Annotated in this window: 11 protein-coding genes, 3 pseudogenes and 1 other annotated feature (1 of these 15 cut by a window edge); of the genes and pseudogenes, 6 read left to right on the top strand and 8 right to left on the bottom strand. The window is 47.9% G+C overall.

The features are described 5' to 3' along the window. Positions 1 to 89: 89 nt before the first annotated feature. Positions 90 to 989 (top strand): hypothetical protein, encoded by a 900-nt coding sequence (locus tag DYE26_RS13325; protein WP_218032612.1) that lies wholly within the window; start codon positions 90 to 92, stop codon positions 987 to 989. Positions 990 to 1,039: 50 nt separating this feature from the next. On the opposite strand, the pseudogene DYE26_RS13330 reads toward DYE26_RS13325, so the two are convergent. After that, a pseudogene (locus DYE26_RS13330) lies at positions 1,040 to 1,521 on the bottom strand (MOSC domain-containing protein). A gap of 90 nt (positions 1,522 to 1,611) precedes the next feature. On the opposite strand from DYE26_RS13330, the gene DYE26_RS13335 reads away from it, so the two are divergent. After that, positions 1,612 to 2,505: a LysR family transcriptional regulator gene (locus tag DYE26_RS13335; RefSeq protein ID WP_036624559.1), complete on the top strand. Its 894-nt coding sequence runs from the start codon at positions 1,612 to 1,614 to the stop codon at positions 2,503 to 2,505. A 202-nt stretch (positions 2,506 to 2,707) separates the two neighbouring features. Further along, positions 2,708 to 3,631 (top strand): S66 peptidase family protein, encoded by a 924-nt coding sequence (locus DYE26_RS13340; protein ID WP_036624563.1) that lies wholly within the window; start codon positions 2,708 to 2,710, stop codon positions 3,629 to 3,631. An 829-nt stretch (positions 3,632 to 4,460) separates the two neighbouring features. Here DYE26_RS13340 and DYE26_RS13345 read toward each other — a convergent pair. After that, complete coding sequence (locus DYE26_RS13345) at positions 4,461 to 5,144, bottom strand: MOSC domain-containing protein (RefSeq protein ID WP_036624564.1); 684 nt, start codon at positions 5,142 to 5,144, stop codon at positions 4,461 to 4,463. Positions 5,145 to 5,193: 49 nt separating this feature from the next. Between DYE26_RS13345 and DYE26_RS13350 the strand changes: the two genes are divergently transcribed. Continuing rightward, positions 5,194 to 5,418, top strand: a complete 225-nt coding sequence (locus DYE26_RS13350; protein ID WP_371861062.1) for a LysR family transcriptional regulator substrate-binding protein — start codon at positions 5,194 to 5,196, stop codon at positions 5,416 to 5,418. A gap of 35 nt (positions 5,419 to 5,453) precedes the next feature. On the opposite strand, the gene hemL is transcribed toward DYE26_RS13350, so the two are convergent. Continuing rightward, entirely contained in the window at positions 5,454 to 6,764 is a 1,311-nt protein-coding gene (hemL, locus tag DYE26_RS13355) for a glutamate-1-semialdehyde 2,1-aminomutase (protein WP_036624567.1), read from the bottom strand. 175 nt (positions 6,765 to 6,939) lie between these two features. On the opposite strand from hemL, the pseudogene DYE26_RS13360 reads away from it, so the two are divergent. Beyond that, positions 6,940 to 7,344, top strand: a pseudogene (locus tag DYE26_RS13360) (ATP-binding cassette domain-containing protein); the annotation flags it as partial. A 465-nt stretch (positions 7,345 to 7,809) separates the two neighbouring features. Here DYE26_RS13360 and DYE26_RS33430 read toward each other — a convergent pair. The 4 genes and pseudogenes from DYE26_RS33430 to DYE26_RS13380 form a co-directional block, all read right to left on the bottom strand. After that, on the bottom strand, positions 7,810 to 8,253 hold the full coding sequence (locus DYE26_RS33430) for a nuclear transport factor 2 family protein (protein ID WP_036624569.1): 444 nt from the start codon (positions 8,251 to 8,253) through the stop codon (positions 7,810 to 7,812). Positions 8,254 to 8,264: 11 nt separating this feature from the next. Further along, positions 8,265 to 8,783, bottom strand: coding sequence for a hypothetical protein (locus tag DYE26_RS13370; protein ID WP_051985608.1), 519 nt, complete (start codon positions 8,781 to 8,783; stop codon positions 8,265 to 8,267). After that, a complete protein-coding gene (locus tag DYE26_RS13375; RefSeq protein ID WP_036624574.1) occupies positions 8,773 to 10,533 on the bottom strand; it encodes a sensor histidine kinase in 1,761 nt (586 codons plus the stop codon). Before DYE26_RS13375 ends, DYE26_RS13370 begins: the two co-directional genes overlap by 11 nt. Continuing rightward, positions 10,530 to 11,205 (bottom strand): annotated as a pseudogene (locus DYE26_RS13380) (response regulator transcription factor). Before DYE26_RS13380 ends, DYE26_RS13375 begins: the two are co-directional and overlap by 4 nt. Positions 11,206 to 11,468: 263 nt before the next feature. Between DYE26_RS13380 and DYE26_RS13385 the strand changes: the two are divergent. Next, entirely contained in the window at positions 11,469 to 12,041 is a 573-nt protein-coding gene (locus tag DYE26_RS13385; protein WP_036628524.1) for a TetR/AcrR family transcriptional regulator, read from the top strand. Positions 12,042 to 12,092: 51 nt separating this feature from the next. Here DYE26_RS13385 and tyrS read toward each other — a convergent pair whose 3' ends face one another. Beyond that, positions 12,093 to 13,352 (bottom strand): tyrosine--tRNA ligase, encoded by a 1,260-nt coding sequence (gene tyrS / locus DYE26_RS13390; protein WP_036624576.1) that lies wholly within the window; start codon positions 13,350 to 13,352, stop codon positions 12,093 to 12,095. A gap of 48 nt (positions 13,353 to 13,400) precedes the next feature. Next, positions 13,401 to 13,537: a binding site (T-box leader), on the bottom strand; it runs 73 nt beyond the window's last position.

Here is a 13,537-nt window from a genome sequence, read left to right on the forward strand (position 1 = left end):
ATAAGCAATAAATTGTATATTATGTCACTTTATTAGAATTTTCGGGAGGTTATAATACTTAACAAAAAATTCTGTCTAATGAGATTAGCGTGGAAACTTTGCTGCGTCAGTACCCGAAGTACAAAGATGAGGTTCTAAGGGAAATAAGCATCATCAAGGGCCGAAATCATTCGAATTTAATCGAGGCCATGATTGCTAAATATACTACAAGCGCAAAGATTGCCAGTAAGAAAATATTGAACAGCGGCTTGAACGAACAAACATTAAACGCTTTTCTGCCTGATATCATCAAGGCGCGATTTGCTATTTACTTGCTGGAACATTTAAGTATTGCAGCTTCATCTGAAAACGCAGCTAAATCCATAAGTTTCAATATTTGGGATGGAGCGATCTTGCAGCGGCTTTTATTCAGGAGAGCTTTTGAAAGAAAACCCGTTTCCATGGGTTTGTTCCGGCTTTTTTGGAGATTCGTCATACATAAGAAAATATTAATGCCCCTGGTCAACAAAAAAGGCATTTATTGCTTTTATTCGAAAGAATTGATTTCACAGCTTTCAAAAATCATTGGAGATAAAAAATGCCTTGAAATTGCCGCCGGTGACGGTACATTAACGAAGTTCATGAACGAAAAAGGCGTCGACTGCAAAGCAACCGACGACTATAGCTGGGGGCATTATATTGCTTACCCCGACTTTGTAGAGAAAGCCGACGCCCGAACCGCCCTGCGCAAATACAGCCCTCAAGCCGTTCTCTGTTCCTGGCCAGTTCCCCAAAACACTTATGAAAAGCATGTTTTCAAAACTAGCTCGGTTGAGCTTTATATCGTAATCGGCACCAACAACCCGCAACGCACAGGAGATTTCGAGTCGTATTATAGAGCCGATGACTTTACTATGGAATTAAGTGAAGAGTTAACCTCTCTCCTCTTACCTCCGTCAGATGAAAATGCGGTTTATATTTTTCGGAGGCGGTATAAGGCTCAAAACTGAAATCGGTACTTGGATAATCTCAATTGCCGCTTTAAGAGCGGTCTGTTTCTTCACCTCATAACATCGCCGGCCAATCTTTCCTGCGGATTTGCCTCGATTCCTTCTAAACGCTTTACAAATGTGGCTCTCCAGTTAACCGACAATTCTTCCACCTCGAGTATCTTTTTAATGCCTGCAAGACCGTCTTTCTCGTGATGCATGATCCGGTTTGCGTAAGAAACCGTGATTGATACGTCCGTTTCCAATAACCCCGAATCGTTAAGTTTTCTCAGAATGCACCATAATCCAACGTTTTCTGCAGTTCATTTTCCCAAAATGGATAGTGATCATAGGGGTAGACGCAAACGGCCTTTTCCCTGCCGCCGTGATGAACAAGGTCCCCCTGGCCATCCCCCTCAAAGTTCAACCAGGATAAAAATAGAGATTCACTTGCAGGAAACTTGTTGATGCCGGTGGAAATTTCCTTGTTATTGAACTGTACCTGTACGGGGATGCCTACATTGAGCGAAAGTATTTCATAATGAACCCTCATGTTGTTTCTCCTCTCATCTATTAGATATTTCCTTATGGTTAAGATTATAATCATAGTAATTTCCTATCGAAAAGATCAGGAGGCTGACCTATGGAATTGAAGCAATTAGAGTATTTTATGGCCGTATGCCAGGAATTGCATTTTACCCGCGCCGCCGAGAAGCTGGGGATTGCCCAACCCTCGTTAAGCCAGCAAATTCGTTTGCTCGAGCACGAAATCGGCACACCCTTGTTTGATCGCGTCGGCAAACGAACCCTGATTACCGAAGCCGGCAAAACGCTGCTGCATCACTGTTACAATATTTTTCACGAGTTATCCCAGGCACGCGCCGCGATCAGCGAACTGCAAAGCCTGAATAGAGGAACCTTAAAAATCGGCACCCTGCTGACGGTAGTCAATTATTTGCTTCCGCCAACCGTGATCGGTTTTCACCGCAAATATCCCAATATCGAGCTGTCCGTTCTCGGTTTGCGAACCGGGGATATTTTCGAAGGGCTGCTGAAAAACGAACTCGATTTGGGCATCGTCTATTTGCCGATGGAGCATGAAGAACTGGAAAAAATCCTGTTATATAAGGAAAATCTTGCTCTTGCGGCGCCAGCCGATCATCCGGTCGCCAAGGAACCGTTCGTTACGCTTGATATATTAAAAGAAACCCCCAGTGTTCTGTTGCCAAGCTCCTATTTTTTACGACAACTGATCAATGAGCAGTGCCGTGCCCTTGATATAAAGCCGCAACAGGTCTTGGAAATGACAACCATGGAATCGATCATCAATATGGTCGTTCAAGGCGTCGGCGTCACCATTTTGCCGAAAGGCTACCTTGATTATATCGACAATCAGCAGATTCGGACGATCCCGATTAAAAGCCCGGTGCTTACTACCGAAATCGGCCTTGTTTACCGAAAAAACAAATATTTGTGCGCGGCAAGCCGAGTGTTTAAGGAACAATTGCTGGCGACGCTCCCCCTCATTCAAACATGATCGCTCTAACGTTAGTACTCCGATTCAGTGTAAATCGCGGGAAACGCATCGTTCACTTCTATTGTTTATATCATTAAGATAGGTTTTCCCTATGAATGTCTCCTGGCTCCTTTTCGGTACTGTGCAGCCGATTTCGCCAATATAATTTAATGACATGATATTACGATGGCTTCTTCTATTCTCGGGGAAGGAAGATAAGCATATGCCGATACGTCCGCCAATTTTGCAGCGAGGAGATACCGTTGGAATCGTTACCTTGGGCAGCCCGCTTAATGCAAACCTCATTAATGAACGAATCGGAGTTTTGAGAGCAATGGGGTTCAATATTGTATTGGGCCAATTCGTTTATGCGCAAAACGGGTTTTTAGCCGGCACAGACGAGCAGCGGGCTTCCGATTTGATGATGATGTTTGAAAACGAGCAGGTTAAAATGATACTGCCCACCCGAGGCGGCACCGGAGTAGCCGGAATTCTTCCGTACCTTGATTACAATGTGATCCGGAATAATCCCAAAATCGTTACAGGCTACAGCGATATCACGGTATTGTTAAATGCACTGCATCAAATTGTGGATTTAATCACATTTCATAGTCTGCTGCTGATTGACTTCAAATCCGAAACGCCCGCCTATAATTTCGACCAGTTTTTTTCCGCGACATCCCTGTACTCGTTGACCCGGCCGATCCAGAATCCGCCGGGATTTCCGCTGATCAGCCGGGTACCGGGCAACGTTACGGGCCCGCTTGTCGGCGGGAATCTGACCTCTTTTGTCGATACGTTGGGCACGCCTTTTGAAATCGATACACGAGGGAAAATTCTCGTTCTTGAAGAAACGCACGAACCCACCAATACCGTCTACAGGTATTTGAATCATCTGAAGCTGGCCGGAAAATTGAATGACTGCATCGGCATTATTATGGGGGAATGCACGGGCTGTCAGGCGGCTTACGGCATATCCTATGAGGATTTAATCGAAGAATTCGTCGTTCCGCTCGGTAAACCGCTGATCACGAACCTGGCCACAGGCCACGGCCTTTATAAAGCGGCTTTGCCGATCGGCGCCATGGTTAACCTTAATTCGGTCAATAATACAATAACCGTGGTTGAACCGACCATCAGCGTATAACGTTGCCCTTTTTAAAACCGACTCTGCGAATAATCCCTGCAACGGATTTATTGTTAAACCATTTGGTTGCGTACTCCAGAAAAACACTACAATAATTGAAAATAAATACGCTGGTAAAGCGATTTTAATGGCATTAAGATAGATTTTAGCAGTCGAATTTTTTATGCCTAAATACTCTATAAACCTTTCCCTTCTCCTGTGAAACTACCCACTTCGGGCGGTTGAATCCTATTTCCTGGAGACGCCATCTGGACGTTTTCCTATAGGCGATAAAATAAAGACAAAAAATGGCGTTATTTCGGCGGTATTCCTCATTCTGAATGAAATAGAGGAAAATTTTACCGCTTTTTTCTTAAATCACCGGGAAATAGACGCTTCTCGCCCCGTTCACGGGAAAATAAGGACATAAAATTCCGCTATTGGTGATAAGCCTGCTTCATCCCGGAAAATAAGCGCATAAAATTCCCCTATATTTATGAGGGGGGGCGACAGCAGGATTCCCTGTAAAATCGAATAAATGTCACCGGACCGCCCTTTGCCACAGCGTCAGTAATTTCGCCAAATAACCGCCATTTAAAAGAATCCCGATAAAAAAACAACCGGCTATAGCAAAAGCGATGTTCTTATTGAAGGGGACATACCCTAAATCTTCAGTAAATTTTCCGCTTCTAAAATCGGTACAGAAAACGCTGAATCACTAGGGAAAATGCCGCAACAATAAAAATACACACTATGGCATATAACAAAAAAATACTTAATACACTTCTTGCTTTCCCGCTGTCCATGGATTGTCATTACTTCTTAGGTTCTATTGATGACAAGGCCGCCCTCATAAATTACCGGTCAATCGTTCCTGCGGATTAACCTCGATTCCGTCTAATCGCTTTACGAATGTGGCTCTCCAGTTCACCGACAATTCTTTGACTTCAAGGATCTTTTTAATACCGGCTATATCCTCTTTCGCATGATGCATGATCCGGTTTGCGTAAGAAACCGTGATCGCTCGGGGATGGCGGGAAATCCTGGTGAGGCCGTCCGCCTTGGAGACAAGCCCTTCTTCCAACACACGCAAATAAAAGCCGGTAAATCCGGTTTTCTGCATGGTTAGCGGCATGTCCGGGGCGTCGTATTTGATCGACAATTTATAGCAGGGCTGCCGCGGTTGACTAACCTGAACAAGGGCTTCTCCAAACTTAAAGATATCGCCGATGCACACATCCGTTTCCGCCAATCCCCGAATCGTTAAATTTTCCCCGAACGCTCCAAAGTCCAATGTTTTCTGCAGCTCTTTTTCCCAAAACGGATAGTGTTCATAGGGATAGACGCATACGGCCTTTTCCTTGCCGCCGTGATGAACAAGGTCCCCCTGGCCATCCCCCTCCAGGTTCAACCAGGATAAAAAAAGCGATTCATTTGCGGGAAGTTTGAGTATGCCGGTAGACACTTCCTTATTTTTAAACTGTATCTGTTTGGGTTTGCCTATATTAATCGAAAGGATTTCTGCATAACTCATAAGGGATCACCTCAACGATGATTTTTTTTCAGGGCCAAGCTCCTGTTTTTTGCGACAACGGATCAATGAGCATTGCCGCGCCCTAGATATAAAACCGCAGCGGGTTGCGGAAATGACTACGATGGAATCCATCATCAACATGGTCGCTCAGGGTGTCGGCGTCATCATTTTGCCGATAGGCTACCTCGATTATATCAACACCTCGTTTACCGAAAAAACAAATATTTATGCGCGTCCAGCCGAGTGTTTAAGGAGCAATTGCTTATGGCAGTAAAAAGCGATAACTAAAGCTAATACGATGTTCAGCCCCTATTCCTCCATGATCTCTCTTAATGCCTGGCTATGGGCGGCTAGCGTCGTTTCGATGTCCTCGTCCGAATGGGCTGCCGAAACGAACATCGCTTCAAATGGAGTGGGGGCCGTCAATATGCCAAACTCCAGCATGGCTGCATAATACGTTTTAAATACCCGCGTATTCGATAATTTGGCCGTTTCGTAATCGATGACATCATGCTCCGTAAAATATGGGCACAGCAACGAGCCTGCCCGGTTCACCTTTAGCGGCACGCCTAACTTTATAGCATTTTGCAAAAAGCCTTCGGCCAACCTGGCCGCTTTTCTCTCCAATTCGTCATAAATTCCGGGTAACGCAAGCTCCCGCAAGGTTGCATATCCGGCCGCCATGGCGAGCGGATTGCCGGATAACGTTCCCGCTTGGTAGATCGGCCCGGCCGGGGCGATCTGCTCCATGATTTCACGTTTGCCGCCGTAAGCTCCCACTGGAAGCCCGCCGCCGATCACTTTGCCGAGACATGTGAGATCCGGCCGGATTCCATATAGCCCCTGCGCCCCATGGTAGCCTAGGCGGAATCCCGTGATCACTTCATCAAAGATCAGCAGGCTTCCGTAACGCAACGTAATCTCCCGCAATCCTTGGAGAAATCCAGACAAAGGCGGTACAACTCCCATATTCCCGGCGACCGGCTCGACAATGACGGCGGCGATTTGTTCGCCGAACCGCTCAAAGGCAGCGTGTACGCTGTCCAAATTGTTATAAGCCGCAGTCAGGGTATTCGCCGCAATGCCTTCCGGTACCCCCGGGCTATCCGGCAAGCCCAATGTGGCCACGCCGGACCCGGATTTGATCAGCATCCCGTCGGAATGGCCGTGATAGCCTCCTTGAAACTTCAATATTTTTTGCCGTTTCGTATATCCTCTTGCCAAACGCAACGCGCTCATGACGGCTTCCGTACCGGAATTCACCATGCGTACCATGTCGACGGATGGAACGGCTGCGCAGATCAACTCGGCCATCCGGGTTTCCAGCTCCGTCGCCAATCCGAAGCTCGTCCCCCGTTCCGCCGCTTCCCGTATGGCATCAACTACCCTTGGGTGGGCATGCCCCAGGATCAACGGCCCCCATGAGCCGATATAGTCGATGAATTCATTTCCGTCGATATCATACACGCGCGATCCCTTGCCGCCCGCGGCAAACACAGGGGACAAACCAACGGAAGCAAATGCGCGGACCGGGCTGTTTACCCCGCCGGGGATCACGCGTTTTGCTTCATCGAACGCTACTTTGGATAACAAGTCCTTCCTTCCGGGGTTCACCTTCATATCCGTCCCCTCTTATTCATTCTCTTGCAGATTTTGCTTCAATTTCAGGATTCCGCTTCAGTATAAATCGCCGGAAACATATTGTTCAATACTATTGTTTTTATCATTACAATAGGATTATTCTATGAATTGAAAATGAAATTATAGGTAACGCTTTTTTTAAGGTGGTAGGGGAATGACATCTGATATTCTTGTGACTTTAACAGAAGTTACGAAGAAATACGGTAATCGGGATGTTTTAACGGATATTTCGCTTACTATTAGGCAGGGGGACTGTATTATATTAAGAGGAAGCAACGGATCGGGAAAAAGTACGCTGCTTCGAATTGTGTGCGGATTAATTCCGTTAACTTCGGGCCAAAGGTCACTGAAGCATCCCAAATTAGTGATCGGTTATACACCTGACCGGCTATCAAAATTAAGAATGACATCAACCGAGTATCTGACCCACATGGGGAAAATATCCAATATGCCTAAAAAGGGTCTTCCGGCCCGTATTAAGGAGCTGCATGCGTTTTTTAACCTTGAGCAAAGCCATAGTTTAAAGATGACGCATTTCTCCAAAGGGATGCTGCAAAAAGTCAATTTAATGCAAGCTATGATCAAAACGCCGGATTTGCTTGTTATGGATGAGCCGTTTTCGGGGCTGGATAAAGAATCAACCAAGCATTTGCTTGCCTCCTTGAAAAAAATAAAAGCCGACGGGGGTCCATTTTGGCTGCTGTCCATGAATCCTGTGATGGAGAGCTATGCATTTTCCGCAGCATTTCTATTTATTGTTGCAGCTGTCCTTTGTTATATACTCGTTGATATTGAAACATCCAACCAGGAACCCGTGACCGTGCTGCATAGCGGCAGTATATTTAAACTATATTCAGCTAAACTGCTATATAGCTGGATCTTTACGGTTCCGCTGGCTTTGTATGCAGTCCTGTTTCCGGCCATATTTTGGCTATGTTATTCTTGTTTATGCTCCTCCATAAACGAAGGCTGGATTCACCACAGTCTTAAATCATTATATTTTGTCAAGATGCTCGGGAGCTCGCTACGCTTGGTACGGAGGAAGCTCCATCACCTTCAGCGCGCCGTCCGTTTTTTTCACCGTATACGTGAATTGGTTCGTAACCGTATCGAATTCCCTAGTCTCGAACAAGGTTCCGTCCTCGAGCTGGAACGTTACCGTAAACTTATACGAATCTGCGCTTTCCCCGGTCCCGGCGGTAATTTCCTTCAGTGAAATATCCGGGAGCAGCTTTAAATATTGCTCAAATAAATGCTGTTTGTCGTCAGGGTCGGCATCGGGGAACAAATTGATGAGCCCCTCGTAGCTTCCTCCGTATAACGCGGCCAATTGTTCGGCGTCCTTTTCGGCGATGGCCTGCATATAACGTTCCAATGTTTGGCGCGGACTCTCGTCGGCCTTCATGCCGCTGCATCCCGCGAGCAGCATGACACAGATGATGAAACAAGCGAATGCGATCTTTCTCATCGTTCTCCCCCTTACTTCAAGGTGATCTCTTTTTCCCAGGTCAACTCGTTGTTCTCGTCATTCGCAAATATAAAGATGACCCAGCCTTTCTCGCCCTTCATCGAATCCGGATAGAAGAAGCCGGAAAACTGGCCGTTGCCGCTAATGTAGAATCCGTCCTCCCCGGTCTGGCCATGTTCAATCGCTTCTTCGAGCGTATTGGCGATCTCGTTTTGATCCGAAACCCACTTCATTTCCTTCAAAGCGTATCCTTCCGGAGCTTGCTTCACGGTGAAATCAAAGCTGTTGCCTTCGATCGGTTTGGCCGTCTGGTCGATGACGATTAATATTTTCTCTTCCGGGCCGGCTGCATTTTCGGCCTGCGGGGCAGCGTTGCCGGCTTGCGTGCCGGACTCGGATACCGCAGGCTTTTCGTTTGCGGTGTTAGGGTTCGACCCGGCGCCCGGTTGATTGCCGCATGCGGACACAAGTATCAGCAGCAGAACGAACAGCGCTGGTACAAGATAGATTCGTTTGTTATTATTCTTCATCATAATTTCCTCCGTTTTCCTTCAGGGTAAAATAAACCGCGACGCCCTGATGTGTATTTCTGGCCCCATACTCGCTATGATGGAGCTCCAATATATGCTTGACGATGGCAAGCCCCAGCCCCGTTCCGCCATGAAGGCGATCCCTGGAACGCTCCGCCCGGTAGAAGTGATCCCAGATCCGGCCCAAATCCTCCTCAGCCAGCGGCGCTCCGATATTTTCGAGAACCACGGTTATTGTCCCTACAGCCGTCCGCCGGATGTCGATTGTAATGACGGTGCGCTCCACGGCATGCCGAATCGCGTTGCTCAGCAAATTCAATACGACCTGTTCGAGCCGCCGGGGGTCTGCCGTTACGAAGACTTCTTCCCCTGCCAAGCCGTCCAGCTTCATTTGAAGATGCTTGTTCTCCAGCTGCCGGGTAAATGAATCGGCCGCCTTTTGAATCAGGCGAGGCAGGGATACGCTTCTTGGATGCAAGCGTATGGCCTTGGCTTCGTATTTGGACAGCTCCAGCATATCCATGATGAGGTCGTTCATCCGGTCCGTTTCCTTGACGATGAGGGCAAGGTAACGTTCCCGCTTGTCGCCGGCCACACCGTCCTGCAGCCCTTCCGCGAAGCCTTTCACAATACCCAGCGGCGTTTTCAATTCATGGGAGAGATTCGCGATCAGCTCTTTCCGAAGCTGTTCGGAACGCTCCTTCTCGCTCATATCCGTCCGCAACTGCTCGTTCGCCGCGGTCAGCTGCTTTAACGTAGCGTCCAGATTACGGGATAATGCGGTCAGACTGCGGGACAGCTCCCCGAATTCATCCTTTGCCCGGATTTCCGGCTGCACGGTAAAATCCAGATCGGCCAGACGAGCTGCCGTGCGGCTTAGCGCAACTAACGGGCGGGAGATGATCCGGGAATAGAAAAACGACAACAGCAGCACAAGCACAAGGATGACCGGCGCCGCATAAACGAAATATTGCCGGAGAATGCCAACCGCTTCCCCAACCGGCTGCAAGGAAGCCATGACGAATAAATACCGGATCCCGCTTCCGTCAACCGGCAGCGGCTGAATGATCACCGCGTAGCCGAGACCGCTCCATTGATCCTTCCATTCCTTGCGGACGCTGCGCCCTTCCTGCAGGAACGCGGTGCTCTGCTCCGCATCCGGCGCCCATTCCTTCAGCGCTTCGTCCGCCAAGGTGTCCTGGTATAGCGGATTGTACGACCGGTTCTCGGGAAGCAGCAAATCCGTTACTTTCCCGTGCACGCGAACCAAGCCATCCTCCAAAGCGGCGTCTTCCCGCCGAATGTACGCAGGCTGCATAATGGTGTCCTCTTCATCCATGAAAATACCGTCAACGACGATGCGGTCCCCGACTTGAATGCCGTGGGGAATGTCGTCTAACGTCATGCCTTCCGGCGTAATGGGAAGCGTGACGGTCGTGCTGTCCGACAGCAGTTCAAGAAAATAAGGATTTACGGCCTTTCTTTCAAATTGCCCGTTCAGGAAGAAGGCGCTGGCATCGTTATCGTTCATAAAAGCGCCGAGCAGCCGTGCTGCACGCTGTTCATTGAATGGCGCCTCATTGATTTGCTGCGCGAGTTGGTTCATATTCCGTTCCAGCGCGCCGATTTTGGACATGCGGTAAAACCGTTCGAAATACAAGCTCTCCGCGAGCATAACCAGGGAAAAAATAATCAGAATCAACAGCGACGTGACGGCAAAAAGCTTATATACTACGCTGTTCCTTCTCAAGGTATCATCTCAAACTTATAGCCGGAACGGATGACGGTGCCAATATAGCGGCCCTCGTCTCCGAGCTTGGCTCGCAGTTTTTTGATATGGGTATCGACCGTCCGTGCATCTCCCAAATAATCGTACCCCCATACCCCATCCAAAATATACTCCCTAGGCAGCACCTTGCCATAGTGCTTTATAAGAAAAAGCAGCAAGTCGTATTCCTTCGGCGACAGGTTGACCGGATTTCCCGCCACCGCTGCCGTATGCGCCTTTCTGTTAACCGTTAAATCGCCGTAAACTAGCAATTCCCCTTCGCGCCCCACGGTTCCTTCCGTTCTTTTCATTAACGCGACCGCTCGCGCGACCAATACCCTGGGGCTGAAGGGCTTAACGACATACTCATCGGCGCCGAGTTCGTAGCCCATAATTTGATCATCGTCTTCGGACTTTGCCGTGATCGATCGGTACGTCCGACTTCTTGCGGATGCTCCTGCATACCGCCCATCCGTCCAGCTCCGGCATCATGATGTCCAGGACAACCAGGTCGACGGATGTCCGCTCGAACGTATCAAGGGCGATCCTGCCATTGCTTGCCTCGTATACTTCCCACTGCTCTCTTACAAAATAGTCCGTTATAAATTCACGCATCAGCGCATCGTCTTCGACCAGCAAGATCCTTCGTTTCATCGCCGCGCACGCTCCGTATGCTTAATTACCGCCATGCTGCCAAACCCTTTCCTAATCGTCTTGAAATGCATGCTCGTTCATGTACGCTTTCACCTCCGACTGCCCCCAAAAAGCAGTCTAGAAGAATCCTGTGTCCTTCGTGTGTACTTTACTGTACAACATAAAAATGCATCCTTATCATTGTATTTGCTATAACGGCGTATTACAATGTAAAAACAACCACCCTGACGAACGTTCGTATCAATATGGGAAGGAGCATGGATTTGACAGCCGATGCGATTAAGAAAGTAGCCCGCCGGCATTTTGCTTTAAAAGGCTACGAAGCCACTTCATTGGATGCTATTGCTAAAGAAATCGGAATTAAAAAGCAATCTCTCTATACGCACATCCAAAGCAAAAGCGAGCTGTTCAGCACGGTATTTAAAGAATCCGTCGACAGCGAACTCGCTTTTGTAAGCCAATACTTTGCCAATTTAGCTGAAGATGCGTCATTACAGGATCAGTTATACCGGTTTATTGCCCAGTATAAAACGAGATATAGCCGGGAGCTGAATTTAAGGCTGATTCTTTATCTGGGTTTTCTTGTTCCCGAGCAACAAGGCGATGAAATACAAAAGACCGTAATGCAATACTTTCAATTCACGCAGGATAAAATATTATCCGCTTTGAAAATAAGTTCCTTGAAGTTGCGGGTCAGTCACGAGAAATTCGCCATCGCTTTTATGAATCTTCTGGAAGGGATGCTTGTCGAGCTCATTTACTCCGGTCCGGATTCGTTTGACTTGCGACTGGAGGCTTCATGGGATGTATTTTGGCATGGGGTATCCCGGGAATAAGTTTAGTTAAAAGGCCGCCCGGTATCTGAAATCGGGCGGCCTTTTCATGGCCTACTGGAACTTAACGAGGTGATAGCTTTTTTTCCCGCGGCGAATGACGGCGTAGGCTTGATGCAATCGTTGGCCTTCCCCCACGACAAGGTCGGGATCCGTTGCTTTAAACCCGTTCAGATAAACGGCTCCGGCTTGAAAATCTTCCCTAGCTTGTCTTTTGGACGGCGCGGCCCCCGACAAAATCAATAATTCCAACAACGTCATTTTCTCACGCTTATCGACTTGAATCGTTGAAACTCCGCAGGATACGGCTTCCAAATCGTCCGGAGCTAAAAGATGCAACTCTCCTCGAAACAAGATCTCCGATGCTTTTTCGCATGTTGAAGCTTCCTGTCCTCCATGGACCAAAGCGGTAACTTCTTTGGCAAGTGCGCGCTGTGCCGCTCTTTCTTCAGGCTTGTTCGTTAAAGCCTCTTCATATTCCAAAATTTCCTCGCATTCCAGGAACGTAAAGTACTTCAGAAACGGAACAACGTCAGCGTCGTCCGTATTAAGCCAGAACTGATAAAACTCGTAAGGAGAGGTCAACTGCGGATCAAGCCAAACCGCTCCGCCTGAGGTTTTTCCGAATTTCGTTCCATCTTTTTTCATAACCAGCGGCATGGTCAGACCATAGGCTTTCTTGTGCAAAACTTTATCGATCATTTCCAGGCCTGCGGTGATATTTCCCCATTGATCGCTTCCTCCTATTTGCAGAGCGCAATCGTATTCCTTATGGAGAAACGCAAAATCGTAGGCCTGAAGCAGCATATAGCTCAATTCCGCAAATGAAACGCCTTGGTTTAAACGGGATTGAACGGTTTCTTTGGCCAGCATGTAATTTATCGTGAAGCAGGTTCCGCAATCCCTGAGAAATTCAATGATATTTATGGAAGCAAACCAATCGTAGTTGTTAAACACCCTTGCCGCATTAGGAGCATGGTCAAATTCCAGGAAACGCGAAAGCTGGAGCTTAATGCTTTCGGTCCATGCCTCCACCGTTTCTTTGGTGTTGATCGGCCTTTCCACCGATCTGCCCGTAGGATCGCCGATCAGCCCCGTGGATCCTCCAACTAAAGCGTAAGGCGAATGACCTGCCAGCTGAAATCTTCGCAAGGTTAAAATCGGAAGCAAATGGCCAATGTGCAGACTGTTGGCCGTCGGATCAAACCCCGCATACAGGCGGATCGATCCTTCCGCAAGTTTCTTTGCCAATCCCTCCAAATCCGTACATTGATGAATCAATCCGCGAAATTTCAAATCCTCCAGCAAGTTCATGTTCCAATCCTCCTGTAGTTAAAAAATGGATAAAAAAAGCCGCTCCTGAAAAGGAGCGACTCTTGCATCGCGGTACCATCCTTCTTTAAAGATCCATTTGATCTTCATCTCTAGCCTATAACGGGGGACCGTTCGCTATCCTGGCGAAAGCGAAAAGCTCAGGGGTGTAATTCACAGATGATATT

The organism is Paenibacillus macerans (assembly GCF_900454495.1).
GTDB lineage: Bacteria > Bacillota > Bacilli > Paenibacillales > Paenibacillaceae > Fontibacillus > Fontibacillus macerans.